Raw genomic sequence first — 25,619 nt, forward strand, 5'->3', positions numbered from 1 at the left:
GGTGCTATCAAGCACGGCACCATGCCTGAGACAGCGCCCGCCCCCCTGTTCGACGCCGTGCCCGCGGAGATGGACTTCCCGGCCGAGGAGCGCCGCATCCTCGCCTTCTGGAAGGACCGCCGCATCTTCGAGCGCTCGCTCGAGGCACGCGAAGGCGCCAAGAGCTTCGTCTTCTACGAGGGCCCGCCCACCGCCAACGGCCTGCCCCACAACGGCCACGTCCTCACCCGCGTCATCAAGGACCTGTTCCCCCGCTACCAGACGATGCGCGGCCACTACGTCCCCCGCAAGGCCGGCTGGGACACCCACGGCCTGCCCGTGGAAGTGGAGGTGGAGAAGGAGCTGCGCATCCACGGCAAGGCGGAAATCGAGCGCTACGGCGTGGAGCCCTTCACCGAGCGCTGCATCGAGTCCGTCTTTCGCTACACCTCCGAATGGGAGCGGCTCACCGAGCGCATCGGCTTCTGGGTGGACCTGAACCAGGCCTATGTCACCTACCACCGGGGCTTCGTGGAGAGCGTGTGGTGGGCGCTCGCCGAACTGCACAAGAAGGGCCTGCTCTACCAGGGCCACAAAGTGGTGTGGTGGTGGCCCCAGGGCGGCACCGCGCTCAGCTCCGCCGAGGTAGGCCTGGGCTACAAGACGGTGGACGACCCGAGCGTCTACGTCACCTTCCCCCTGCGCGACGCGCCGGACACCTCGCTGCTCGTGTGGACGACCACCCCGTGGACGCTGCCGTCCAACATGTACGCGGCCGTCAACCCGGGCGTGGACTACGTCACCGTGGACGCCGGCGACCGCAAGCTCATCATCGCCGCCGCGCTGCGCGAGGAGCTGGCCAAGAAGCTCAAGAAGGACCTGCCCATCCTCGCCACCCAGCCGGGCAGCGCGCTGGTGGGCCAGCGCTACCTGCCGCCCTTCGACACGTACTTCGCCAGCGAAGGTGACACGCGCCTGAAGCTGCGCGACGGCGGAGACGACACCCGCGCCTGGCGCGTGCTGGGCGCGGACTTCGTGACGCTCAACACGGGCACGGGCATCGTCCACATCGCCCCCGCCTTCGGCGAGGACGACTACGACGCGTTCCGCAAGGACCGCGCGCGATTCCTCCAGCCGGAGGCGATGGAGCTGTTCTGCGCCGTCAAGCCGGACGGCACCTTCTCCGAGGAAGTCCCGCTCGTCGCCGGGCGCTTCGTGAAGGACGCGGACAAGGACATCCAGCGCAACCTCAAGGAGCGCGGGCTCTTGCTCGTCACCGAGCAGTACAAGCACGAGTACCCCTTCTGCTGGCGCGCGGACGACGACCCGCTCATCCAGTACGCCCGCCCCGCCTGGTACATCCGCACCACCGCGGTGAAGGACCGCGCCATCGAGAACAACCGCGCCGTCAACTGGGTGCCCGAGCACATCAAGGAAGGCCGCTTCGGCGACTTCCTGGCCAACAACGTGGACTGGGCCCTGTCGCGCGAGCGCTACTGGGGCACCGCGCTGCCGCTCTGGATTCACTCGGAGACGGGCGAGGTGGAGGCCGTGCCTTCCCTCCAGGCCCTGCGTGACAAGCCCGGCAGCAACCTGGCCGCCGTGGAGGCGGAGCTGGCGGCGTTCCTCGCCAGCAAGCCGCACGAGGCCAACGCGAAGCACCTCATCGTCCACAAGCCGTGGATCGACAAGGTGACGTACGAGAAGCCGGGCTCCCCGGGCCGCTTCAACCGCGTGCCCGAAGTCGTGGACGTGTGGTTCGACTCCGGCTGCATGCCCTTCGCGCAGTGGGGCTTCCCTCACGCGCCCGGCTCGCACGAGCTGTTCAACCGCGCCTTCCCCGCCGACTTCATCTCCGAGGCCATCGACCAGACGCGTGGCTGGTTCTACTCGCTGCTCATGGTGAGCACGCTCGTCTTCGACGAGGAGACGCAGGCCCGTCTGGGATTGACGCCCCAGCGCGAATGGCCGCACCCGTACAAGAGCTGCATCGTGCTGGGCCACGTCTCCGACAAGGAGGGCCGCAAGGAGTCCAAGTCCAAGGGCAACTACACGCCGCCCGAAATCATCCTCGACGAAGTGCGCATGGACTTCGCGGTGCTGTCCGCCACGGAGGCGGGCGCGCCGGCGGAGGCGGGCGTGGCGCTCATCGCGCGTGAGGACCTGGAGGGCCTGGACCTGCAGGAAGGCGCCAAGGTGCAGTTGTTCCGCCCGGACAGGCCGGACGTCTCCATCTCCGCGACGGTGAAGGCACACAAGAAGCTCAAGCGCCGCGTGGTGCTGCTGGCGCCCTCGGAGCTGCAGGCGCTCGGCGTGGCGCCGTCCGCGAAGGGCGCGGGCGTCATGCCGGTGGAGGTGCCTCGCCTGGCGCCTTCCGAGCGCGTGACGGTGAAGGACCCCGCCGCCAAGGCTCCCGGCGCGGATGCGTTCCGCTGGTTCTTCTACGCGGCGAGCCCCACCTGGTCCAACACGCGCCACTCCCTGGCGAACGTGCGGCTGTTGCAGAAGGACTTCCAGGTCAAGCTGCGCAACGTCTACTCGTTCTTCACCATCTACGCGAACATCGACGGCTTCAATCCGGCGCAAGGCAACCCGGACGCGACAGAGGCTCCGTGGGAGGCCGTGCGCAAGAGCCACGGCTGGCGCGAGGTGAAGGCCCGGCCGCTGCTGGACCGCTGGATTCTGTCGGAAGTCCAGCTGGCGCTGCGCCACGTGGAGAAGTGCCTGGACACCTATCAGGTGTACGACGCGGCCCAGCGCATGGTGGCGCTGGTGGACGCGCTGTCCAACTGGTACCTGCGCCGCAGCCGCGAGCGCTTCTGGAAGCCGGGCTTCGAGCAGGACAAGCGCGACGCGTACTTCACCCTCTACGAAGCGCTCACCACCATCACCGCCCTGGCCGCGCCCTTCGTCCCGTTCTTCTCCGACGAGATGTGGGGCAACCTGGTGCGCAAGGCCTGGCCCCAGACGCAGCCGGAGAGCGTGCACCTGGCCTCCTTCCCTCGCGCCGACGCCAGCCTCATCGACGACGAGCTGGCGGTGGACATGGCCGCCCTGCGCGAGCTGGTGTCCCCGGGGCTCAAGGTCCGCACGGACAACAAGCTCAAGGTGCGTCAGCCCCTGGCCCGCGCGGACATCATCCTCGCGCGCAAGGAGATGACGGACCGGCTGGCCGTCTACAAGGACCTGCTCGCCGAGGAGCTGAACGTCCATGAGGTGCGCTTCGTGGAGCAGGGCAGCCCGGACGCGGACGTGGTGCGCTTCCGCGTGCGTCCCAACCTGCGCGCGGTGGGCGGACGGCTCGGCGCCAAGCTGGCGCCGGTGCGCAAGGCGTTCGACACCGGAGACGGCCGCGCGCTGCATCGGGAGCTGCTCCAGACGGGGCAGGTGGCCATCCAGCTCGCGGGCGAGACGCTGGTGTTCTCCGGCGAGGACCTGGAGACGCTGGTGGAGGCCAACCCCGGCTTCGCGGCCGCGGGCACGGGCGCGGGCGTGGTGGTGCTCCACACCGAGCTGACGGAGGCGCTCGTCGATGAGGGCCTCGTGCGCGAGCTGCTGGCGCGCGTGCAGGGCGCTCGCAAGGACATGGAGCTGGGCTACACGGACCGCATCCGCCTCTGGGTGGACGGTGACGCGCGGGTGAAGCGCGTCACGGAAGAAGGCCGCGAGCTGATTGCCCGGGAGACGCTGGCCGACTCCATCAACGTGGGGCCCGAGGGCCTCACGGGACAGGAAGAAGAGGTCAACCTCAACGGCCTGCCCGCGCGACTGCGCGTGGAGCGCGCCTGAGGTCGCTCATCCCCGCCCGGTCGACCACCGACTGAGCAGGAGGGACGCCAGGGGTTGAAGCAATCCCTGGCGTCGTCTCACCGGACCAGCAGCAGCAGGAACACGCCCAGGAACAGCAGCAGCGCGAGGCCCACATGGCTCAGCTGACTCAGGCCCTCCTCGGCGTTCTCAAAGTCGTCGAGCGAGGCTCGCCGGAACCGCGCGAACCGGCTCGGCGGGCCTTCACCGACGTGTTCCTGCTCGGGCGGCTCGCGGTCCGCGCCCGCCGTCAGCCGCCGCCAGCCCGGAAGCAGCACCCGCGCCACTGGCCAGAGCACGTCGCCGGGCGGAATCTCCGGCACGCGCCAGGAGCGCCACCGACGCGAGCGCCACACCAGCCCCGTCAGCAGCACGCCGGCGACGACGGGCCACGCCGCCGAGACGAGGCTCTTCGACTCGAGCAGGTGCGGCAGCTCCTCGCGCCCCACGGGCGGCCAGAGGAGCAGCGCCGTGTCGACGACGAGCAGCAGGACCCACGCGAGCAACATCCCCCCTGCCCCGGGTGAGCCCTGCTCGGGGGCCTTGGGGACGGTTCGTTCCAGGAAGCGCGCCATGATGAGCGTGCTGCCCACGGCCGCCAGGGAGAGCAGCGTCGGCAGGGCCTCCGACGCGTGCGCGGCGGCCTCCGCGGACTTCAGCGCGAGCTTCGCCAGGGCCCCGCTCGTCAGCGGCGCGCCCGCGATTTCCAGCGCGGACCAGGTCAGCCCCACCAACACCAGCACACCCCTCCAGCCCTTGCGGCCCGTCGCGGGCAGCAGGCCCGTGCCCAGGAACAACAACCCCTTCGCCAGGGAGTGATGCACCGCATAGACGAGCACCGCGCCGATGAGCACGGGAGCCGCCTCCGGGGCCCCCAGCGCGAGCCCCACCGCCAGCGTGAGGAAGCCCATCTGGCTGATGCTGGAGTAGGCCAGCACCGTCTTCGCCTCGCGCTGCGTGAGGCCCACCGCGACACCGTAGAACGCGGCCGTCAGCCCCGCCGCCACGCACACGGTGCCCAGCGTGGGGAGGCTCGCATGCCCCAGCGGCAGGAAGCGCAGCCAGCCCAGCACGCCGACCTTGATGATGGTGCCGCTGAGCACGGCGCTGCCCGGGGCGGGCGCGACGGGATGGGCCAGGGGCAGCCACATGTGCAGCAGCAGGGCGCCCACCTTGACGCCAAAGCCGCCCAGAATCAGCACGCAGATGACTTCGCGGGAGGACGACTCCGCCACCACGCGCGGCACCTCGGCGAGCGACAGGTTGATGCGCGTGCCCACCGTGAGGAAGAAGGCCGCGAGCAGCAACACCTCTCCCAGCAGGGCCATGATGATGTAGACGCGGCCCGCCCGCGCCGCCGCCTCGGTGCGCTCGTGGACGACGAGTCCGTATGCGCAGAACGTCATCATCGCGAAGAACAGATAGAAGCTCGCCACGTCCTGCGCGAGCACCGCGCCCACGTTCCCCGCGAGCGTCGCCAGGAAGAAGCCCCAGAACGAGGCCCGGTGCGAGTCCTCGCGCAGATACCCTCGCGCGAAGAGGCCGGAGAAGAGCCACAGAATCCCGGTGAAGAGCAGGTACGTCCGCGTCACCTCGTCCGGCGCATACAGCCGCATCCCCAGCAGCACCGGCTTCCAGTGGACGGACACCCCCGTCCCCAGGCCCAGCCCGAGCGCCGGGAGCGCGGCCCACGGCGCCAGCGCCATGCCGACGCCCCGAAGCGCGGGAATCATCACCGCCACCGTGAGCACCAACGGCACGCACAGGGCCGCGATGACGGCGAGCGAGGCGAGGTCATGGCCACTCACGGACGGAACTCCCGCTCGGTGATGAGCCGCGTCCAACCCAGCGGGCTGAGCTCCGCTCCGGCGAAGAGTCCCGCTGCGAGCGACAACACCGCCGTGGCCACCGTGGGCAGCAACAGGAGCAACCCAATCTCCCACCCCCGGGTGCTCGGCTTCCATTCCTCGCGCGGGGCCTGGAACCACGCGGAGTAGACGATGGGTAGGAAGTAGCCCGCGTTGAGCAGGCTGCTCGTCAGCAGCACCACCACCAGCCAGGGCTGATGCGCCTCCAGCGCGCCGATTCCCAGGTACCACTTCGAGATGAACCCGGCGACGGGGGGAATGCCAATCATCCCCAGCGCGGCGATGGTGAAGGCCCCCGTGGTGAGCGGCATCCGCCGCCCTACCCCGCGCAGCTCACTCACCCGGTGCACGTGCAGCTCCTCGGCGAAGTTCCCCGCGCAGAAGAACAGGGTGATTTTCATCACCCCCTGATGCACCAGGTGCACCAGCCCACCAATGGTGGACGCCGTCCCGAAGATGGAGATGCCCAGCACGATGTACGCGACCTGGCTCACCGTGGAGTAGGCCAGCCGCTTCTTCAAGTCCCCCTGCTGGAGCGCCCGCACCGAGCCGTAGAGGATGGTGATGGCGGCGACGATGGCCAGCGGCTGCATCACCCCCAGGTCATGCACCAGGTAGACGCCATACACGTCGTAGATGATGCGGGTGATGCCGAAGGCCCCCGCCTTCACTACCGCGACGGCATGCAGCAGCGCGCTGACCGGAGCGGGCGCCACCATCGCCACCGGCAGCCAACCATGGAGCGGCACCAGCGCCGTCTTCACCCCGAGCCCGGCTATCAGCAGCACGAAAGCCACCACCAGCTCGGTGCGGTGTGACGCGACGGCGCCCAGCGCGCCTCGCTCGGTGAACTCCACCGAGCCCGTGAGCGAGTAGAGCAGCACCACGCCCGCAAGCAGCAGCGTGGCCCCGCTCAGCGTGTAGCGCAGGTAGACGTTGCCCGCGCGGAGCGCCTCGGGCGTTCCCCGGTGGATGACCAGCGGGTACGTCGACAGCGTGAGCATCTCGTAGAACAGGAAGAAGGTGAGCAGGTTGCCCGCGAGCGCGATGCCCATCGTCGACGCGACACACAGCGAGAAGAAGCCGAAGAACCGGCTGCGGTGGTCCGTCCCCTCCAGGTAACCCACCGCGTAGATGGTCGTCACGAACCAGAGCACCGCGGACAGGGTGATGAAGAGCAGGCTGAAGGAGTCCGCCCTCAGCACCAGGTCCGCCTTGGGAAAGAAGGGCAGCCGCGTCTCGTACTGGCGCCCCTGGAACACGCCCCAGGCCATGACCGCGGTGAGCAGCAGCTTGGTCACCGCCGCGAGCAGGTTGAGCACCGTGCGCGTGCGCCGCTGCTCTTCGGCGAGCAGGAAGATGATGAGCCCCGGCAACAGCGAGCTGAGCAGCACGGACAGCGGCAGCCAGGTGTTCATCATCTCGACGCACCGACGGCCAGCAGGTCCAACGGGAACCAGGGCACCAGTCCCAGCACCAGCGCGATGAGCGCGAGCGCGAGCGGCGCCAGCTCGTTCCCCAGGGGAATGGAGCGCACGGTGACCCCCGGAGGCAGCGGCAGGAACGAGCCCCGGAGGATGCGAAAGACATACGCCGCCGTCAGCAGACTGCCTCCCAGCAGCACCAGCGCCCACCACCACTGCTGTGTGCCGATGGACTCATTCAACAGGAGCCACTTCGCGATGAACCCTCCACTGGGCGGAATGCCAATCAGGCTGATGCCACCCAACGCCATCGCCAGGAACGTGAAGGGCATCCGGTAGGCCAGGCCCTGGACGCCCCCCATCGAGGTGATGCCCACCGCCTGATGGATGTTGCCCACCGCCACGAACATGGACGCCTTGGCGGCCGCGTGGGAGACGACCAGATAGATGACCCCCGCGCGGGCCCCACTGGTCGCCATGGGGAAGACGAGGAACATGTAGCCAATCTGCGCGACGCTCGAATAGGAGACCACCCGCTTGAGCTGCGTCTGGCTCAGCGCCAGGACCGAGCCCCACAGCACCGCCACCGCTCCGAGCAGGCCCAACATCTGCCCCACCTCCGCGTCCAGGACGGGCGCGAAGACCTCCAGCCACAGCCGCAAGAGGACGTAGAAGGAGCCCTTCGAGATGAGCGCCGACAGGAGCGCGGTGACGGGCGTGGGCGCGCCCGTGTACGTCGGTGGCAACCAGATGTGGAGCGGAAACAGGGGCGTCTTGAGACACAGCCCCACCGTCACCAACCCCGCGGCCACCCACGTCACCGGCCCCGCCTGCACGCGCTGGGCGAGCATCCCCACATCCAGCGTCGCATAGGCGCCGTACAGGAGCGCGATGCCCAGCAGGTAGCAAAGCGAGCCCGGCATCGCGAAGAGCAGGTAGCGCAGGCCCGCGTCGAGCCCTGGCAAATCCCTGCGCACCACGATGAGAGACACCGCGCCCAGCGTCGTCAGCTCCAGCGTGACGTAGAGGTTGAAGGCATCCGCCGACAACACCAGCGCGTTGAGCGCGCACCAGATGAACAGCCACAGCGGGAGGAACTCCCGGTCCTCTCGGTCCCCCAGGTGGTCCAAGGCGTGGACGCTGATGAGCGGCCCCACCACCGCGATGGTCAGCAGCATCAGGGCGGCGAGCCCGTCCGCGCGCCACTCGATGCCCAGCGGTGCGCCCCACCCTCCCAATTGCTGGCGAAGCACTCCCTGCGTGGAGACCTCCCAGGCCACCAGCGATGACGCGATGAGCGTGGCCACGGAGGCCACGCCCGCGACCAGGCGCACCCCCGCGCGCCCCACCAGCAGCGCCAGCACCGCACCCATCAGCGGAAGCGCGACGGGCCACGCCATCAAGGCCGTGTCCGCCATCATGGACCTTCTCCGCCGGGGCCTGGCGGTCGCTCGGAAGCCCGTGCCTCCTGGGCGCGGAGCCGGGCCATGCGTCGAGCCAGGGCCACGCCCAGCGCCGTCGAGCTCACCGACACGACGATGCCCGTGAGCACCAGCGCGTGGGGCACGGGGTCCGGCACGCCCGACGGCGCGCGCCGTGCCAGGGCGACCAGGACAATCAACACCCCGGAGCCCGCGATGTTCGAGGCGAGGATGCGCTTCACCACGTGCTGATGGGAGAAGAGCCCCACCAGCCCCACGCTGAACATCGCCACGCCCGACAGCGCGTAGACGGCCCACGGGTTCATGGCTCGCCCTCCGCTCCCGCTCTGGGGGGACGCGTGCCTGGGAAGAACATCAGCAGCACCATGGCGATGGTGACCGTCAGCGCCAGCTCCACGACGAAGATGAGCGTGCCCGCGTATAGCCTCGGGAGTTCCAGCAGACTCCTCCCGGTGAACAGCGGCGCCACCGCCACGCCGATGAAGAGCATGGGCCCGGTGAGCAGCGCCCACCTCACCTGCCAGGAGGACATCCGGGGCGGCCCCATCCGCATCGTGAGGAGGGCCACGACGCCGCCTCCCGCGAGGATGGCGCCCGCCTGGAACGCCCCTCCTGGTCCATGGTCCCCCACCCACACCAGGTAGCCCGCCACCAGCAGCAGGGCCGGTATCATCATCCGGAACAACTCTCCGGTGAGCGGGTCATCTCCAGCGTCCGGGGTGGGCCGCTCGCTGCGCGGATTCACCGCCCGCGCCCCCAGCGCGGCCACCAGCAACACCGCGATTTCCAGCAGCGTGTCGTAGCCCCGGAAGTTCAGCAGCACCGCCGTGACGGGGTGCTTCACCCCGCTTTCCTCCCGCCGCGCCTCCACCAGCGGCCCCAGCCCCGGGCTGTCGGCGGGAAGCGCGAGCACGGCCCACCCGAGCATGAGCGTGGACGCGGCGACCGCCAGCAGGGCCCAGGGCCTGCGCCGGCCCCGCGCGCGAATGTCGGGCGGCGTCTCCTCCGTCCAGCTCAATGTGTGCATCAGCAGCGCGCCGGTGAGGCCCGTGCCCACCGCGGCCTCCACCAGCGCGATGTCCGGGGCCTCCAGCCTCGCCCAACCCAACGCGGACAGCAGTCCGAACGCGACGAAGAGCACCACCGCCTGGGACAGCGACTCGGTCCGCAACACCAGCCACGCCAGCAAGGGGAGGCACAGCGCGAGGACCCCATCGAGCAGCACATCCATCATGGCTCCCGCCGTCCTCCCCAGGGCGCCGCGCCCCTGCCACGGAGCGCCGCGCGGGCGATGAGCTGGCAGGTGAAGGCGCTGGAGATGAGGACGAAGAACCAGACGAGGAGCAGCTTGAGCGCCGTCGCCCACGAGCCCGACTGGAGCGCCAGCCCCACCACCACCAGCCCCAGGCCCAGGTTGTCGACCTTGGTGAGCGCATGCAGCCGGCAATACACATCCGGGAAGCGCAGCACGCCCACCGTGCCCGCCAGACAGAAGGCGCCGCCGCCGAAGAGGAACGCCGCGGAGAGGAAGTCCAGGGGGCTCATGGCCTCGGCTCCTTGTCCGAGCCAGGGGCTGCATCGCTCCCCACCGCGAAGCGTACGAAGGCCACGACGGTGACGGGCGCCAGCAGGGCGAAGACCAGGGCGACGTCACGCAAGGCATCCCTGCCCGCATCCGCCGCGAGCAGGATGAGGACGCCCACGCCCGTCGTCCCGAAGAGCTGCGCCACGATGAAGCGGTCGGTGACGGTGGGACCGCGAATGACTCGCACCATCCCCGCGAGGATGTTCAGGAGCAGGAAGAAGGCCAGGCCCGTGCGCAGCTCATGCATGCGCGGGCTCCGGCGGAGGCAGCCCCAGTCCGAAGAGTCGCGACACGCGCCACTCCAGGCTCTTCAACTCGTGCTGGATGCCCTCGCCCCGGTCCACGAGCGAATGCACCACCAGCTCGTCCCCGAGGACGTCCGCGTTCAACGTGCCCGGCATCAGGCTGAGGGTGATTCTGAACACCATCTGGGGCGCGCCTCCGGGCAGGCTCATCCGATATCGGACGAACACGGGAGAGATGGGCATGCTCGGCGCGAGCGCGCGGCGCGCCACATCGAAGCCGCCGTGGACGGAGCCCGCGAGGAAGTAGCCGGCGAAGCGCACCACCTCCGTGAGTCGCCACCCGTAGCTTCGGGGCGGACTCAGCAGGAAGCTCACCACCGACACCGTCGCGACGACGGGCACGCCGAAGATGAAGCTGCTCGGGTCTCCGTCACATAGGGCCCACCACGCCATGCCCACGAAGACGACGCGTGCCACCGCGCTCTTCCAGGCGCCCGCACGGAACCAGGACCCCACCTTCTGGAGCCCCCCCGTGTTCCTCCGTGTCTTGCCTGCATCCCCTGGGTCCACAGGCCAGGACCCTAGTGCCAGCCCCACGGCCCACGTCGGACCGAGTCAGCCTCCGCGTTCGTCACCGGACGCTTACCGGACGCAGGGACTTCGAGACGACTGTCGCGCTGTGAAGCCGCCATCCCCCGACAGGGGGACCGCGCTCCGCCCCGCCCGGGGGTGGGGAGCCCTGGCGTCGACGGCTAGCGTGACTCCATCGCAGTCATCCCCTCGGAGTCACGCCCATGAGCATCATCACGACGAAGGACGGAGCGCGCATCTATTACAAGGACTGGGGCAAGGGTCAGCCCATCGTCTTCAGCCATGGCTGGCCGCTGAGCTCCGACAGCTGGGACGAGCAGCTCTACTTCCTCGGCTCCAATGGCTTTCGCTGCATCGCGCATGACCGCCGTGGCCATGGCCGCTCCACGCAGACGTGGGATGGCAACGACATGGACACCTACGCCGACGACCTCGCGGCGCTGCTCGACACCCTGGACGTGAAGAACGCCATCCTCGTCGGCTTCTCCACTGGAGGCGGCGAGGTGGCCCGCTACATCGGACGGCATGGGACGAAGCGCGTGGCCAAGGCGGTGCTCGTGGGCGCGGTGCCTCCGCTCATGCTGAAGTCGGCCGCCAACCCCGGCGGACTGCCCATCGAGGCCTTCGACGGCATCCGCGCCGGAGTGCTCGCCGACCGCTCGCAGTTCTTCAAGGACCTCACCACGCCCTTCTACGGCGCCAACCGCCCGGGCTCGAAGGTCTCCCAGGGCGCGCGGGACGCGTTCTGGCTCGCGGGCATGCAGTGTGGCCTCAAGCCGGCCTACGACTGCATCAAGGCGTTCTCCGAGACGGACCTCACCGAGGACCTCAAGAAGTTCGACGTCCCCACGCTCATCATCCATGGCGACGACGACCAGATCGTCCCCATCGGCGCGTCGGCGCACCTGTCGTCCAAGCTCATCAAGAACTCCACGCTGAAGGTCTACGCCGGCGCGCCGCACGGTCTCTCCGTGACGCACCGGGAGCAGTTCCACTCGGACCTGCTCGCCTTCGCGAAGTCCTGACGTCTTCGCCACGACTCAGGGCGTGCCCTCCCCGGTCACGCCCACGCGAATGACCTGGGTGGTGGAAGCACTCACGCCCCTGCCATCCGTCGCGGTGAGCGTGACGGTGAAGCGGCCCACCTGGGTGTAGCGGTGCTCCAGGTAGGCCGCGTCGGACGTCGTGCCATCGCCCAGGTCCCACCGGAACCGCTGAAGCCAGCCCCCCGGGTCCGTCGTCGTGCTCGTCGTCGCATCGAGGAACACATCCAGCGGCGCGGAGGCACCGGAGAAGGGACCTCCGGTGATGCGTGGCACCGGACGCGGGCCTCCGCCGCTCGATGGCGCGAGCAGCTTGCGAATCGTCGACGCGCCCTGGTCCACGACGAGCACGTCTCCGTTCGGCAGTCCCGCGACGCCCGTGGGCAGACTGAAGGTCGCCTGCTCGGCGGCGCCGTCCCGCGCGCCATGCGCCCCCGTCCCCGCATAGGTGCGCACCTGTCCACCGACGAGCGCGCGGATGCGCTCGTTGCCGGTGTCCGTCAGCAGCAATCGCCCGTCGACATACGCCGCGCCCAGCATGGGCAGGAACAGCGCCGCGCCTCCCGCGCCATCCGCGAAGCCCCCTGTGACGGCTCCGGCCACGGTGGAGGTGGTGAAACTGGCATCCATCGCCACCCGCCGGATGAGCCGGTTGCCCGTGTCCACCACCCACAGCGCGCCCCCGCCGAAGGCCACCGCCGTCGGCCGATGGAAGCGGGCCTGCGCGGCGGGGCCGTTGGTGCTGCCCGAGCCCCGGGCGCCAATCACCGTGGTGACCTTCCCTTCCGGAGAGATGCGCGCGAGCCGATGGTTGAAGGTGTCCGTCACGTACAGGTCCGCGCCCGCGAACGTCACGCTGCCAGGCGTCTGGAAGCGCGCGGCGGTGCCCACGCCATCGCTCTTGCCCTGTCGTCCGTCCTTCGAGCCCGCGAAGGTGCTCACCGTCCAGCGTCCATCCCGAGCGATTCGGACGATGCGGTGATTGCCCGTGTCCGCCACGTAGAGGGTGCCATCCGGGGCGATGGCGATGGACTCCGGCGAGCGCAGCGCCGTCGTCGCGCCCGGCCCCTCTCCCACACCCGACGTCCCCGTGCCTGCGATGGTGGTGACGGTGCGAGCCTCGTCATTGGCGATGCGTCGCACCGCGTGGTTGCCCGTGTCCGCCACGAACACCGTGCCCGTTCCATCCACGGCCACACCCACGGGCCTGCGGAAGCGCGCCTGTGACGCCGGGCCATTCACGAAGCCTTCCTGGAACGCGCTCCCGGCGAACGTGGAGACCCCGGCGGACTGGCCCGTGCGGTCCACGGGCCGGGGGTTCTGCGCGCCGAAGGTGTCCCCGTCGAGCGTGGGCACCAGACCCGCCTTGCGCATCACGTTGTCGGTGATGCGCTGCACGCGGAGGTCGGCGAAGTGGGGATGGGACAGACCTTGAGACCAGGAGATGCCGCCACTGGAGAAGACGAACGCGCCGGAGGGCGCGGTGTAGAGGCCGGAGGTGTGCCAGTTGGGCTCGCCCTTGTTGCTGATGGCCGGGGACTGCGCCAGCGGGATGAAGCCCGGGGGAGAAGCACCGTTCGTCCACGCGCGGTCGATTTCGTAGCCGACGACGGCGGGGATGGAGTCACCCTGCGCGAGCCCCGTACCCGCGAAGGGCCAGGCTCCGGGCGTGCGCACGACGTAGGGCTGGGGAATGATTCCCCACGCGTCGGACATCACCCCCACGAGCCCGTTCTCCGGTTCACCGAGCAGCGCGTTGCGCCAGCGGACGGTGACGAGCGGCGTGCCCGCGAGCGGGTCCTCCGCGCGGGCCTCGTCCTTGTAGCAAACCTGCTTGCGCCGCGACGCGCCCGCGGTCGAGGACTCCAGGCGGATGAGCCAGCAGCTCGTGTCACTGCCGAGGAACGCCAGGTTCACACCTGACGCGAGCGCCGCGTCCACCGCCGTCCGGGCCGGGCGGGACCAGTACTCGTCATGCCCCACCGAAAGGAACAGCCGCTGCCCCAGCAACAGGGAGGGGTCCCTGTCCACGTCGACATTGGTGACGTAGGACAGCTCGTAGCCTTTCGACTCGGCCCACAACACGAAGTTGTGCGTGGCGTAGAAGTACTCACCCGCGCCATTGCCATCCACATAGGGCCGGTCGAACGAGACGACCTTGGCGTGGCCTCCCGACAGCCCCAGTGAGTCGCTGTAGAGGCTCTCGCCGCCCCAGGCGTTGTAGGCCTGGAAGGTGGTGAACGGAATCTGCAGGACGCCCGTGTTCTTCCGCTCGTCCGCGCGGACGACGAAGATGACGTAGGACTGGGGCCCGTCGTCGCGCCGCAGCTTGAGCAGGTAGACGCCGCTGGGCCAGCTCGCCTGCGTGGGGACGGTGAAGCTGGTGGGCCAGCGGCACTCGACCAGTCCCGTCGTCCGGTCCGCCACGGGCGTGGGCTGGGAGCCGATGGTGATGGGGCCGCCGGACGCCATCTTCCGGGAGCCGGTGCCCCCGTAATAGCCCATGCGGAAGAGTTCCCAGCTCACGGGGCGCGCGCCGTCCGTGCGGACGTGGATGTCAATGGACTCGCCCCGCTGCACGCTGGTCGCTCCGGCGTATCCCTCCAACTGGGCGCCCGTGGCGGTCTGGCTCAGCCTCCACTCCGTCGTGCCGGGACGACGTGCCTCTGGGCCTTCCGGAGTGACCGACATCATGCCCACCACCATCAAGACGATTGCCAACCCCATGCGCGCACCCCTCCCGCGCCCGTTGTCATCGCCGACCGAATCCCTCTCAATCCGTCCTGCCCTCGAATGGGCGGCCGCCAACAATGGCGCCTCACTCTGTGCCAGGGCTGACGGGACGAATGTCTGACATGGCCGACCGGGCACGGGCCTCGCGTCGCGTGCGCTTGCCCTGGCGTCAATGACACCCACGTTTCCCGACCCAAGGTGGGCTCAGGGGTTTCCACGAGGCCGGGTGGGTCAACGCGACACTTCGTTGATTGGTCGACCCGTGGGCATGCGGGCGTGGTCGGCGCTGACGTGGTGCCTGGATTAGACTGGTCCAGCCATGTCCAAGACGGTCCTCACTCGAAACAATGTGCAGGTCGTCGGCAGAGGCGACGACGTGCTCGTGCTCGCCCACGGCTTCGGCAACAATCAGAAAGCGTGGCACAACCAGGTGCGTGCCTTCGAGGATACGCACCGCATCGTCCTGTTCGACCATGTGGGCGCCCTGGGCTCGAATTTGGAGGCCTACAGCCCGCATCGCTACGCGAGCCTGGAGAGCTACGCGCTGGACTTGATTGAGGTGCTGGAGGCCGTCCAGGCGCGCAATGTCTTCTACGTGGGCCACTCCATGAGCGGGATGATTGGCCTGCTGGCGGGGCTGGTCCGTCCGGAGCTCTTCCGCTCCATGCTCTTCATCAGCGCCTCGCCGCGCTACATGAACGCGCCCAACTACCTGGGCGGCTTCGAGCGGCCGGACATCGACGCGCTGTACGAGACCATCGAGAAACACTTCGACGCGTGGGCCAGCGGCTTCGCGCAGGCCGCCGTGGGCCCCTCCGCGACACCCGAGATGGTCCGGGCCTTCGCCGAGTCCCTCGTCGCGCTGCGGCCCGACATCGCCATCGGCGTGATTCGCATCATCTTCGAGTCCGACTTCCGCGAGCAGGTCGCCCGACTCACCATTCCGGCCTGGGTCGTCCAGCCGCTCAACGACTTCGCCGTCCCGAACAGCGTGGGCGAGTACCTGGCGAAGAGCCTGCCCCAGGGGCAGCTTCACCACGTCCCCAATCAGGGACACCTGCCGCACCTGACCGCGCCCCACGAGGTCAACACGCTCATTGCCAAGGCACTCGCCGCCTCGTGAGTCTGTCGCGGAAGGAGGCCTCCGACCCGGGTGAGCCCCCGGGACCACCGAGCGTGGACCCCTCGGTGACGGAGCTGATGGTGGCCTCGGTGAAGGCCCTGTCCCTCCGGGATGGCGGTCAGCTCGCGAGGGTGCTGGAGGTGATTCGCCAGGCCTGTCGCGCGGACGTGGCCGTCAGCCTGCGCCGCATCGACGCTGTCACCGTCTTCGAGCTGGCGGGCACCCCCGCCACGCGCCCCCGGCTGGCCCACCTGGGAGAGCTGCTCTTCCGAGGGGTGCTGGGCGCAGCGGAGTGGCGCTTCTTCGAGCCGAGCCCCGCGGACCTGGCGCTTCCGGCGCCCCTGCGCGGGGCCATGGCCGTGCTGCCGTGGCAGTCCGTCGATGACCGCAAGGGGGGCCTCGTCCTGCTTCGCCAGGACACCTCGCCCTTCACGTCCACCGAGCAGCAAGCCCTCCGGGCCTTGTCCGGGCTCCTGCTCACCGCCGCGCGCGAGTGCGATTTGGAAGGCGCGACGGAGACGCTGCGCGCGCGCGTGGACTCCATCACCGACGCGGTGCCCTGCGGGCTCGTCTTCCTGGAGCAGAACCGCGTGGAGACGTGGGTGAACAAGCCGGGTGCCACGCTGCTCGGCCTTCCGGAGGGACAGGTGGCCGCCCACCTCATGTCCCGCGCCATGGCCACCCTGCGTGAGCGCGCGACGAACCGAGCGCGAATCGAGGAGCGGATGGCGCGCATGTTCGACGGCAGCGAGCCGGAGCTGCGCAACATGCTCTGGCACTTCGAGTCACCGCACCAGACGCTGTCCGTCTCCTGCGTCCCCGCGCGCCGAGGCTCCGCGCGCGGCCGGCTGTGGGCCTTCCTCGACGTCACCGAGGCCCAGGACGCCCTCTCCGCGATGGGCGAGAAGAACGTGGCCCTGGACGCGGCGCGCGCGGAGGCCGACGCGGCCAATGCCGCCAAGTCCAGCTTCCTGGCCAACATGAGCCACGAGATTCGCACGCCCATGAATGGCGTGCTCGGCATGGCCCAGCTCCTGCGCGACACGTCGCTCACCGAGGAGCAGCAGGAGTGCGTCGACGTCATCCACACCAGCGGCGACGCGCTGCTGCGCCTCATCAACGACCTGCTCGACTTCTCCAAGATTGAAGCCGGCGCCTTCGAACTCGACAGTCAGTCCTTCTCGCTGCGCCAGGGCCTCAAGGAGTGCATGGGACTGCTGAGCCCCCAGGCGTCCACCCGGGGGCTCTACCTGCGGCACTCGGTGGACGAGGACGTGCACGACGCATTGCTTGGCGACAAGACGCGACTGCGGCAGGTCATCGTCAACCTGGTGGGCAACGCGCTCAAGTTCACCCACGAGGGCGGCGTCTCCGTCCACGTCTCGAAGGGAGAGGCGCCCCCCGACGCCGAAGCGAAGAGCTGGCCGTTGCGCATCACCATCCAGGACACGGGCATCGGCATCCCCACCGAGCGAATGAATCGGCTCTTCCGCTCGTTCAGCCAGGTGGATGCGTCGACGAGCCGCCACTACGGCGGCACGGGCCTGGGGCTCGCCATCAGCCTGCGGCTGGCGGAGATGATGGGCGGCACCATCCGCGTCCAGAGCACCGTGGGCGTGGGCTCCACCTTCACGCTCGAAGTCGTCCTCAAGGAAGGACAGGTGGTCCCCACGCGACCCACCGTCGAGCTGGACGGCACCCTGGGCAAGCGCCTGCCGCTGCGCATCCTGTTGGTGGAGGACAACCCCATCAACCAGAAGGTCGGCCTGCGCCTGTTCAAGAAGCTTGGCTACGAGGCCGACGTCGCGGGCAATGGCGAGGAGTCGCTCGGCGCGCTGGAGCGCGAGCCATATGACGTCGTCTTCATGGACGTCCACATGCCCCAGATGGATGGCCTGGAGGCCACCCGGCGCATCCGCGCGGACGCGCGGCGCTATGGAAACCCTCGCATCATCGCGATGACGGCGAGTGTCATCCAGGGAGACCAGGAGCTGTGTCTCCAGGCGGGGATGAACGACTTCGTGACCAAGCCCGTGGAGGCGTCGGTGCTGGTGGCGGCGCTGGAGAACGCGGCGGAGGCACCTCGCTTCGCACCGCCTCCCGCGCCCCCCGCCGTCGCGTTCGACCCGGCCGCCTTCCAACGACTGGAGCTGCTCACCGGCCCGGACCGGAGCGAACTTGCCACGCTGGTGCGCGACTTCCTGCGCAACGCCGACAAGCACCTGTCAGCGTTCCGTCTCGCCCTGGAGGAGAACGACGCGGCCGCGCTGACCCGGCACGCGCACAGCCTGCGCTCCAGCGCGGCCCTGTTCGGCGCGGCGCGCCTCTCGCGGACCTGCGAGGAGCTGGAGGCCCGCTCACAGCAGGAGCCGCCGGAGCACCTGAGCGCGCAAGTGGACTCCGCCCTGCGCGACTTCGAGGAGGCCCGCCAGGCCTTGATGGAGGCCGTGCCCGAGGCCTGTCCCGTGGGGACACCGCCTTCGGACTCCAGCGCTTGAGTCACCCGAACGGCGCGGCGACCCCGGGAGGCAGCAGGTCATCGAGCCGCGCATCGGGCGTCTCCACGACGCGGCCCAGCAGGTGGCGGAAGCGCTCCGCGAGCTGTTCAACTTCCACGGGCTTGAACACGTCAGCGGCGTACTCGAAGGCGCCCCGCAGGCCTCCCTCGTCCTCGCGCAACAGCAACGTCAGCTCATGGCGGGCCGTGCCGGGGACGGACGCATCCGGCGTGTCCGACAACAGCGTGCAGCACAGGCCGGGAATGGTCAGCTCGAAGGTGGCCAGACTCTCGAACACGCATGCGGCCCGCACCCTCGGCGGCGCGCCCCCGGCGTCGCGGACGTGCCGCACCACCTCGTCGAACGGCAGCTCCTGATGACTCAGGTCCTCCGTGGTGCGGACGCGGTGGCGCGCCAGCAACTCCCGGAACGAGGGGTTGCCCGTCAGGTCACACCGGAGCGCCACGGTGTTGGCGAGATACCCCACCACGTCGCGAAGCTCGCGCCGCCCCCGGTTCGCCACCACGGTGCCCAGCAGCACATCCTCCTGGCCCGCAAGCGAGCGCAGCAGCACGGCGAAGGCGGCCGAGAGGGCGGTGAACAACGTCGCGCCTTCCCTGCTCGCCAGCGCCTTCCAGGCCGACGTCAGGGCCACGGGAACCTCGAAACAGACCAGTCCTCCCAGCCGCGGGTCCTCGGCATCGGCGTTCCTCGACGCGAGCGTCAGGGCGGGCACCCCGTCCAGCCGCGCGCGCCAGTACTCACGCTGCCGCTGCGCTGCCTCTCCGGAGAGCCACGCATGCTCCCAGCGCGCCACGTCCGCCACCTGACGCGACGGTGGGGCCAGCGGCGACGGCACGCCCGCATGGAAGACGCGATACAGGGACGCCAGTTCCCGACCGAACACGCCGAGCGAGGACCCATCCGTGATGAGCTGATGCTGCGTCACCAACAACACATGGGTCTGGTCCGCCAGCACGACCAGGGCCGTGCGAATCAGCGGTCCGGCCTGGAGGTCGAAGGGCGTGCGCCCCTGCGCCTCATGGAGTGTCCTGAAGGACGCGGAGCCCAGCGCTCGTCCCAGGTCCCCGTCCAGTTCCGCGCGCAGGTCCACGACAGGCATCTCCAGCCGCGACGGTGATGCCACCACCTGCGTCAGCCGCCCGTCCTGTTCGTGAAACGTCGTCCGGAACGACTCATGCCGTCGCACGATTTCCTGGAGGCTGAGCCTGAGGGAGTCGACATCCAGCGGACCGTCGAATCGCAGCCCCAGGTGGACATGGAAGCGAGCACTTCCCGACTGGAGCTTGTTGAGTCGCCAGAGCTGCTGCTGGCCCAGGGACGCGGGAGTCGCACCGCCGGACGCCCACGTCGACTCGGTGGACTCGCTCGGAGGTGCCTGGGCGAACAGGTCTCCCGGCGAAGCCAGGGCACGAGCCAGGGCTTCGATGGAGCGCTGCTCCCAGAGGAAGGACAGGGTGAGCGGCAAACCCAACCACTGCTCCAGGTCATGCGCCAGGGAGATGGCCCCCATGGAGTCGAGCCCCTGCTCCACCAGGGGACGCCGCGTGTCGATGGAGGCCGCGGGCATCTGCCAGTAGAGGGCGAGCCACTCCACCACCCAGCCCTCGATGGTCACATTGTGAGCAGGCAGCCGGGATTCGTTCTTCACGCAAGCACTTCCACTCCAGTTGAGGTGGGTGCGTGACCGGGCGACGTCAAGGACTGCTTCCAATAGTCTGACATTCAGGCGTGCACGAGCAGACGCGGCCCGCCACCGGGCGTCACCTGCCAATCCCTCCCGTTCCGATACACGCGCGCCCAGGTGCTCCACGGTCCAGGGTCGCTGTCGAATGCCTTGCGGAAGGCCCCGCGCGGCTCACCGTGCCTGGCGAAGCGCGCGTCGAAGTCGGAAGTCCACCAGCGCGTCCACCGCCCGGGCCACCTGGGGAAAACGCGGCGTGGCGCGCGCCCGCATCCGCTCGGCCACTGGAGGGCCCTCGCCCTGCTGAGCACCGAAGGCCTGCTCCTCGATGGTGAACCCGAGCACGTCATCGAGCAACGCGAAGGTGGCCTGGCCCGCCTCCTGCCTCGCCCTCACCCACGCGCACGGCGACGCCGTCATCGTCCCCATGGGGGATGGCATCGTCGCGGACGCCCGGCGCGAGCACACGCCCCTCAAGCAGCCGCTCCCCCCTGGACGAGCTGCGGGCGAGCCTCACGCGCGTGGCGGGCTCCGACTTCGGGATGCGAGAGCCCCGGTGGCTGTCGCGCTTCGGCAACGAGACGCGGCTGGCGGAGGCGTACCGGCAAGGCCGCGTGCTGCTCGCCGGTGACGCCGCTCGCCGAGCACCTCGGAGGACTCGATGTCGCCTACCCGGACGCGCCCGTGCCTTCGCCCCACCGGGCCCTGCCCTCACTGCCGGGTTGGACGGGCGGGGGCCGCCCTGCACGCGAAGCGCGGCCCCCACCCGCCCACCCGGTGGGGGCCCGCGCCAGGCTGGACACCGAGGCTGGAGGTGCTGGAACTCGACATTTCCGACGACGCCACCCCACTCCACGGCCTGGAAGGGCTGCTGCTTCGTCCAGAGGGACACGCCGCATGGGCCTGGGCGGCCGGGCGGTGAAGTCGTTGTGGGACGTTTCACTCTGGCGTGAGACTTCACGCATACCGAGACGCGTCATACGACTCTGCTAGGCTCGCGAGCCTTCAGAGGTTCCCCCTGCAGACACGCATCACGACAGGTGCCTTCCGAGCACTGGGTACGGCCGCCCTGCTCTTCCTGCTTCCCTGGGTCGTCTATGGCAGCGCCATCTCCCTGGACTATGGCCTGCGCGACGACTACGCGATTCTGAGGGAGGCCCGCGAGGAGCCTGGGAAGATTCTGCGGGTGTGCGGCGCCATGGGCCGTCCGCTGTACGGCTGGCTCCTGGAGCGCTCCACGCGTGAAGTCGACGACGTGGATGGGCTGGGCGGCCTGCGGGCCCTGGGCGTGCTGGGGCTGGCCCTGCTGTCGCTCGCGCTCTACCTCCTGTTCCGGGCCGAGGGGTGGCGGAGGTCTCCCGCCGCGCTGCTCGCCGCCTTCCTCATCGTGATTCCCTCCGCGCAGGTGGTCGCCAGTTGGAGCATCTGCTGGCCCCAGGCGGTGGCGCTGCTCTTGAGCGTGGGGGCGTTCGCCCTGGCGCGAAGAGGCGTGGGCACCTCGACGGGCGGAGCGCGGAGCGTGTCCTGGTGCGTGGGCGGGGTAGTGGCCCTGGCCGCGTCGACGCTCATCTATCAGGCGAGCGGTCCGTTCTACGCGGTGCTGCTCGCGGCGGCGCTGGTGACGCGGCGCTTCGACGACGTGCGCGCGTCCGCGCGCTGGCTCGCGAGCCACGTGCTCGTCGTGGGCGGGGGACTGGGGCTGGCGTATGTCGTCACCCGGATGACGTTCGCGCTGGGGGTGTTCACCCCGTCGCCGCGCATGGTGCTGGAGCGGCACTTCGTGGCCAAGGCGGTCTGGTTCGTCACCCAGGTGCTGCCCAATGCCCTGGCGCTGAATGCGCTCAACGACACGGACGCCGCGCCCTCGTGGGGGTACTGGCCCATGGTGGGCGTGACGCTGACGGTGCTCGCGCTGGGGCTCGTCGTCGAGGGGCGTCGCACGGGACGCGTCGGCGTGGGGACGTGGGTGGTGGCGCTCGTGGGCCTGTCGGGCGTCGCGTACTGCGCGAGCCTGCTCGCCAGCGAGCGGTGGCCCACGTACCGCACCCTCTATGCCCTCACGGGGGTGTGGAGCGTGTTCTTCTTCGCCGCGATGGTGAAGCTGGGGGACCGGTTTCCCACGCGGGGACCTCGCGTGGCCGTGGCGTTGCTGGGCGGGTTCGTCGCGGTGAGCGCCCTGCTCGCGCATCAGCAGTCCGTGGAACTGTTCGCGGTGCCGCAGGAGCGGGAGCTGGCGCTGATGCGGCAGGGGGCCTCCGCCATCGTCCCCGCGCGCAAGCCGCGCGTCTTCGTCCTCACCGCGCGGCAGGGAGACTCCGCCGCGTCCCAGCGCTATCTGGACGAGTTCGGCTCCGTGTCCGTCGACACCGAGTGGGTGGCCAAGGAGCTGCTCGCCACCGCCGTCCGGGAGCGCTTCCCCCAGGAGAAGGACACGCGGAGCCTCTACCGCTTCGCCGCGGGTCCCGTCCTGCCCGAGTCCCGCGCGTACGACATCCTCGTCGACATGCGCCAGCTGAGGGCTTCGCCGCCCAGGCTCATCCAGCTCGCCCGCTGAGGCGTGTCCACCGCGAACCGGAAATGACACGTCCCCGTTGACGCGGGGGCGCAGGGGCGGCATGCACCGGGACCGTGCCCTCCTACGAAAAGATTTTCGAGAACAACCGCCGCTGGTCCGCCGACAAGACGAAGGACGACCCGCAGTACTTCGAGCGTCTGTCCGCGGAACACAACCCGGAGTACCTCTACATCGGCTGCTCCGACAGCCGGGTGCCCGCCAACGAAATCATGGGCGTGGAGCCCGGGGACGTCTTCGTCCACCGCAACGTCGCGAACCTGGTCAACAACGTCGACCTGAACGTGATGTCGGTCATCAACTACGCGGTCCGCCACCTGTCGGTGAAGCGCATCATCGTCTGCGGCCACTACGGCTGTCAGGGCGTGAAGGCGGCCATGCAGCCCAAGGATTTGGGCATCCTCAACCCGTGGCTGCGCAACGTGCGCGACGTCTACCGGCTCCACAAGGCGGAGCTGAACACGTTCACGGACCCCGAGGCCCGCTACGCGCGGCTCGTGGAACTGAACGTCACCGAGCAGTGCATCAGCATCGTCAAGACGGCCGCCGTGCAGCGCAGCTACGTGGAGAAGGGCTTCCCCACCGTGCACGGCTGGGTGTTCGACATGCGCACCGGCCTGTTGAGGGACCTGGAGCTGGACTTCCCCAAGCTGCTGCGCGACGTGCAGGAGGTCTACAACCTCACCGACAAGGACTCGATTTTCTAGCTGGGACAAGACAGAGCGTTGCTTGTTATCAATGGATTGGAAGTCTTCCGGTTTTTACACACCCCCTGGAAGACGACACCTCCATGCTCTCCACACCCCCTCGTCGAGCGGTCTGCCTTGCGTTGTTCCTTCCCTTCCTCGGAGCCTGCGGCCCCGCCTCCCGGCCCGAGGAAGCCCCACCGCCTTCCACGACAACGGAGGCGGGCCTCCAGGTCAGCACGCTCGTCGCACCGGGCAGCGTGTGGAGATATCGCGACACGGGCGTGGACCCGGGCGCGGGCTGGACGGCGGTGGGCTACACGGACACGGCGTGGAAGCAGGGCTCCGCGCAGCTCGGCTACGGCGACGGTGATGAGGCGACAGTCGTCTCCTACGGACCCAGCACGTCGTCGCGCTACGTGACGACCTGGCTGCGCGGGACGTTCACCGTCGCGGACCCTTCCCGGGTGAGCAACGTGGTGCTGCGGCTGCTGCGCGATGACGGCGCCATCGTCTACCTGAACGGGCAGGAGGTCCTTCGCAGCAACCTGCCCTCGGGCACGGTGACGGCGTCGACGCTGGCGAGCACCGTCATCGCGGACAGCGCCGAGCTGACCTGGCACAGCGCCTCCGTGTCCGCCGCGCTCCTCACCTCGGGCACCAACGTGCTCGCGGTGGAGGTGCACCAGTCCACGCTCAACTCGTCGGACCTGAGCTTTGACCTGGAGCTGACCGCGGACGTCGCCGCCGCGCCCGCCACGCCGTGCTGGCCATTGGACCTGCCGGCCCTGAGCACGCTGCGCGGATCACCGAAGAAGGTCTTCGCGCACTACTTCTCGCCCTACCCGCTCTCCCTCGACAACCGGGAGCCGTCGGTTGACTACTACGCGCGCCACTACCTGGTGCCCACCGGGGAGAACTCCAAGTTCGCGTACTGCGGCGGTCTGCTCAAGCAGCGGCCCCTGCCCCAGGCACCTCGCGCTGCGGGCGTGGACTACGAGCTGGCGAACTTCGAACTGGAGGTGCGTCGCGCCTCGGCGCTGGGCCTGGACGGCTTCACCTACGACATCCTCAACCACACCGGCACGCACTGGAATCGCCTGCTGAAGCTGCTGCAGGCCGCGAGCAACGTCGACAGCGGGTTCCGCATCGTCCTCATGCCGGACCTGACCTCCACGTACTCGGGCACCGACGCGGAGGCGCTCACGGCGTTCGTGAACTCCATCGCATCGGTGGCCTCGCACCCGGCGGTGTATCACCTGGACGATGGGCGGCTGCTGCTCGCGCCGTACTACGCCGACAAGCGCACGCCGCAGTGGTGGGCCTCCGTCGTCCAGGCCCTCCAGGCACGCGGAATCCCCTCGGCGCTGTGGCCCGTGTACGTCAACCCGTGGGTGGCGCAGACGAACGCACTCAAGGCGGTGGTGCCGTTGCATGGCACGTCCACCTGGGGCAGCCGGACGCTCTCCGGCGCCTCGGGGCAGTTGGCCAACCCCGGCACGGCGCACGGCATGGGGCTCCAGTGGATGGCACCGGTGGCCTTGCAGGACTCCCGCCCCAAGGACCTCATCTTCACGGAGGCGAACAACTCGCAGGCGCTCCGGGCCCTGTGGAGCGCGGCCATCCAGGGCGGCGCGGACTGGGTGCAGCTCATCACGTGGAATGACTATTCGGAGGCGACGGAGTTCTCCCCGTCCTCCGGCACGCAGTGGGCCGCCTTCGACCTGACGGCGTATTACACCGCGTGGTTCAAGACAGGCGTGCAGCCGCCCATCGTCCGGGATGGGTTGTATTACTTCCACCGGAAGCACTCGACGAGCGCGGCGCCGGACTTGACGAAGCAGAGCGCCGTCTACCGGCTGGTGAATGGCGCGCCCGCGGTGAACGAAATCGAGCTGCTCGCGTTCCTGACGGCGCCCGCGACGCTGGAAATCGAGCTGGCGGGCAGCGTTCAGCGCACGAACGTGGCGGCGGGAATCCAGTCGCTCCGAGTCCCGCTCCAGCAGGGGACGCCGAGCTTCCGGTTGGTGCGCAATGGCGCCACGGTGGCTTCCGTGACGAGCGCCTTCCCCATCAACAACACCATCGTCTACCAGGACATGCTGTACCGCGCGGGAGGAAGCCTCTCGTGTGACCGCGCGGCCTTCTTCCCCTGACGTGGCTCGCGGGTGACGTGAGTCACGGCGTCACCTGGGTCGGCCGTGGATGTTCGACGGCCGGCCCGGCCTGTTGCGCTCGCATGACAACCCACGAGAGTGGCCCGATGCGAAACAGACCGCACTGGAGAATCCCATGACGCGGAACACGCACAGGGTCCA

19 protein-coding genes are annotated in these 25,619 nt (G+C 69.4%); 8 read left to right on the forward strand and 11 right to left on the reverse strand.

The window, feature by feature from the left end; translation table 11 throughout:
* Positions 1-21: 21 nt before the first annotated feature.
* Complete coding sequence (ileS, locus tag HUA74_RS33330; RefSeq protein ID WP_174457766.1) at positions 22-3,768, forward strand: isoleucine--tRNA ligase; 3,747 nt, start codon at positions 22-24, stop codon at positions 3,766-3,768.
* A 77-nt stretch (positions 3,769-3,845) separates the two neighbouring features.
* Here the strand turns inward: ileS and HUA74_RS33335 are convergent, their stop codons facing one another.
* The 8 genes from HUA74_RS33335 to HUA74_RS33370 are packed head-to-tail and all read right to left on the reverse strand — an operon-like array spanning position 3,846 to position 10,827.
* Positions 3,846-5,594 carry a complex I subunit 5 family protein gene (locus HUA74_RS33335; protein ID WP_174457767.1) on the reverse strand — a complete coding sequence of 583 codons (1,749 nt, stop codon included), beginning with the start codon at positions 5,592-5,594 and terminating at the stop codon, positions 3,846-3,848.
* A complete protein-coding gene (locus HUA74_RS33340) occupies positions 5,591-7,075 on the reverse strand; it encodes a monovalent cation/H+ antiporter subunit D family protein (RefSeq protein ID WP_217440875.1) in 1,485 nt (494 codons plus the stop codon). The genes HUA74_RS33335 and HUA74_RS33340 overlap by 4 nt, the downstream gene beginning before the upstream one ends.
* On the reverse strand, positions 7,072-8,499 hold the full coding sequence (locus HUA74_RS33345; protein WP_174457768.1) for a complex I subunit 5 family protein: 1,428 nt from the start codon (positions 8,497-8,499) through the stop codon (positions 7,072-7,074). Before HUA74_RS33345 ends, HUA74_RS33340 begins: the two co-directional genes overlap by 4 nt.
* Positions 8,496-8,825 (reverse strand): NADH-quinone oxidoreductase subunit K, encoded by a 330-nt coding sequence (locus HUA74_RS33350; protein ID WP_174457769.1) that lies wholly within the window; start codon positions 8,823-8,825, stop codon positions 8,496-8,498. Before HUA74_RS33350 ends, HUA74_RS33345 begins: the two co-directional genes overlap by 4 nt.
* Positions 8,822-9,754, reverse strand: a complete 933-nt coding sequence (gene mbhE / locus HUA74_RS33355) for a hydrogen gas-evolving membrane-bound hydrogenase subunit E (RefSeq protein WP_174457770.1) — start codon at positions 9,752-9,754, stop codon at positions 8,822-8,824. Before mbhE ends, HUA74_RS33350 begins: the two co-directional genes overlap by 4 nt.
* Positions 9,751-10,065 carry a monovalent cation/H(+) antiporter subunit G gene (mnhG, locus tag HUA74_RS33360; protein ID WP_141642528.1) on the reverse strand — a complete coding sequence of 105 codons (315 nt, stop codon included), beginning with the start codon at positions 10,063-10,065 and terminating at the stop codon, positions 9,751-9,753. Before mnhG ends, mbhE begins: the two co-directional genes overlap by 4 nt.
* A complete protein-coding gene (locus HUA74_RS33365; protein ID WP_141642529.1) occupies positions 10,062-10,352 on the reverse strand; it encodes a monovalent cation/H+ antiporter complex subunit F in 291 nt (96 codons plus the stop codon). Before HUA74_RS33365 ends, mnhG begins: the two co-directional genes overlap by 4 nt.
* The gene (locus HUA74_RS33370; protein WP_174457771.1) at positions 10,345-10,827 is read right to left on the reverse strand and encodes a Na+/H+ antiporter subunit E; all 483 of its coding nucleotides are present in this window, start codon (positions 10,825-10,827) and stop codon (positions 10,345-10,347) included. Before HUA74_RS33370 ends, HUA74_RS33365 begins: the two co-directional genes overlap by 8 nt.
* 317 nt (positions 10,828-11,144) lie before the next feature.
* Between HUA74_RS33370 and HUA74_RS33375 the strand changes: the two genes are divergently transcribed.
* A complete protein-coding gene (locus tag HUA74_RS33375) occupies positions 11,145-11,966 on the forward strand; it encodes an alpha/beta fold hydrolase (protein WP_174457772.1) in 822 nt (273 codons plus the stop codon).
* Between the two features lie 15 nt (positions 11,967-11,981).
* On the opposite strand, the gene HUA74_RS33380 is transcribed toward HUA74_RS33375, so the two are convergent.
* Positions 11,982-14,711, reverse strand: coding sequence for a N,N-dimethylformamidase beta subunit family domain-containing protein (locus tag HUA74_RS33380; RefSeq protein WP_174457773.1), 2,730 nt, complete (start codon positions 14,709-14,711; stop codon positions 11,982-11,984).
* Between the two features lie 325 nt (positions 14,712-15,036).
* Between HUA74_RS33380 and HUA74_RS33385 the strand changes: the two genes are divergently transcribed.
* Together HUA74_RS33385 and HUA74_RS33390 are read left to right on the forward strand one after the other, a co-directional pair.
* Positions 15,037-15,840, forward strand: a complete 804-nt coding sequence (locus HUA74_RS33385; RefSeq protein WP_174457774.1) for an alpha/beta fold hydrolase — start codon at positions 15,037-15,039, stop codon at positions 15,838-15,840.
* Positions 15,837-18,338 carry an ATP-binding protein gene (locus tag HUA74_RS33390; RefSeq protein WP_174457775.1) on the forward strand — a complete coding sequence of 834 codons (2,502 nt, stop codon included), beginning with the start codon at positions 15,837-15,839 and terminating at the stop codon, positions 18,336-18,338. The genes HUA74_RS33385 and HUA74_RS33390 overlap by 4 nt, the downstream gene beginning before the upstream one ends.
* Before the next feature lies 1 nt (position 18,339).
* Here HUA74_RS33390 and HUA74_RS33395 read toward each other — a convergent pair whose 3' ends face one another.
* Together HUA74_RS33395 and HUA74_RS33400 are read right to left on the reverse strand one after the other, a co-directional pair.
* Positions 18,340-20,010: a condensation domain-containing protein gene (locus tag HUA74_RS33395; RefSeq protein ID WP_174457776.1), complete on the reverse strand. Its 1,671-nt coding sequence runs from the start codon at positions 20,008-20,010 to the stop codon at positions 18,340-18,342.
* Positions 20,011-20,217: 207 nt separating this feature from the next.
* Positions 20,218-20,472: a hypothetical protein gene (locus HUA74_RS33400; RefSeq protein ID WP_174457777.1), complete on the reverse strand. Its 255-nt coding sequence runs from the start codon at positions 20,470-20,472 to the stop codon at positions 20,218-20,220.
* A gap of 5 nt (positions 20,473-20,477) precedes the next feature.
* On the opposite strand from HUA74_RS33400, the gene HUA74_RS33405 reads away from it, so the two are divergent.
* From HUA74_RS33405 to HUA74_RS33420, 4 genes are all read left to right on the forward strand, one after another.
* Positions 20,478-20,996: an FAD-dependent monooxygenase gene (locus tag HUA74_RS33405; RefSeq protein WP_174457778.1), complete on the forward strand. Its 519-nt coding sequence runs from the start codon at positions 20,478-20,480 to the stop codon at positions 20,994-20,996.
* A complete protein-coding gene (locus HUA74_RS33410; protein ID WP_371817344.1) occupies positions 20,993-22,597 on the forward strand; it encodes a hypothetical protein in 1,605 nt (534 codons plus the stop codon). The genes HUA74_RS33405 and HUA74_RS33410 overlap by 4 nt, the downstream gene beginning before the upstream one ends.
* A gap of 74 nt (positions 22,598-22,671) precedes the next feature.
* Positions 22,672-23,322 (forward strand): carbonic anhydrase, encoded by a 651-nt coding sequence (locus HUA74_RS33415; protein WP_141642538.1) that lies wholly within the window; start codon positions 22,672-22,674, stop codon positions 23,320-23,322.
* Positions 23,323-23,405: 83 nt separating this feature from the next.
* Complete coding sequence (locus HUA74_RS33420) at positions 23,406-25,457, forward strand: glycoside hydrolase family 71 protein (RefSeq protein WP_174457779.1); 2,052 nt, start codon at positions 23,406-23,408, stop codon at positions 25,455-25,457.
* Positions 25,458-25,619 lie beyond the last annotated feature (162 nt).

The organism is Myxococcus sp. CA051A (assembly GCF_013336705.1).
GTDB lineage: Bacteria > Myxococcota > Myxococcia > Myxococcales > Myxococcaceae > Myxococcus > Myxococcus llanfairpwllgwyngyllgogerychwyrndrobwllllantysiliogogogochensis.

Excerpts from the sequence above, each read along its gene's own strand:
- ileS (WP_174457766.1), top strand. The coding sequence starts at position 22 with ATGCCTGAGACAGCGCCCGCCCCCCTGTTCGACGCCGTGCCCGCGGAG.
- HUA74_RS33340 (WP_217440875.1), bottom strand. The coding sequence starts at position 7,075 with ATGATGAACACCTGGCTGCCGCTGTCCGTGCTGCTCAGCTCGCTGTTG.
- HUA74_RS33345 (WP_174457768.1), bottom strand. The coding sequence starts at position 8,499 with ATGATGGCGGACACGGCCTTGATGGCGTGGCCCGTCGCGCTTCCGCTG.
- HUA74_RS33350 (WP_174457769.1), bottom strand. The coding sequence starts at position 8,825 with ATGAACCCGTGGGCCGTCTACGCGCTGTCGGGCGTGGCGATGTTCAGC.
- mbhE (WP_174457770.1), bottom strand. The coding sequence starts at position 9,754 with ATGATGGATGTGCTGCTCGATGGGGTCCTCGCGCTGTGCCTCCCCTTG.
- mnhG (WP_141642528.1), bottom strand. The coding sequence starts at position 10,065 with ATGAGCCCCCTGGACTTCCTCTCCGCGGCGTTCCTCTTCGGCGGCGGC.
- HUA74_RS33365 (WP_141642529.1), bottom strand. The coding sequence starts at position 10,352 with ATGCATGAGCTGCGCACGGGCCTGGCCTTCTTCCTGCTCCTGAACATC.
- HUA74_RS33375 (WP_174457772.1), top strand. The coding sequence starts at position 11,145 with ATGAGCATCATCACGACGAAGGACGGAGCGCGCATCTATTACAAGGAC.
- HUA74_RS33380 (WP_174457773.1), bottom strand. The coding sequence starts at position 14,711 with ATGGGGTTGGCAATCGTCTTGATGGTGGTGGGCATGATGTCGGTCACT.
- HUA74_RS33385 (WP_174457774.1), top strand. The coding sequence starts at position 15,037 with ATGTCCAAGACGGTCCTCACTCGAAACAATGTGCAGGTCGTCGGCAGA.
- HUA74_RS33400 (WP_174457777.1), bottom strand. The coding sequence starts at position 20,472 with ATGGGGACGATGACGGCGTCGCCGTGCGCGTGGGTGAGGGCGAGGCAG.
- HUA74_RS33405 (WP_174457778.1), top strand. The coding sequence starts at position 20,478 with ATGGCATCGTCGCGGACGCCCGGCGCGAGCACACGCCCCTCAAGCAGC.
- HUA74_RS33420 (WP_174457779.1), top strand. The coding sequence starts at position 23,406 with ATGCTCTCCACACCCCCTCGTCGAGCGGTCTGCCTTGCGTTGTTCCTT.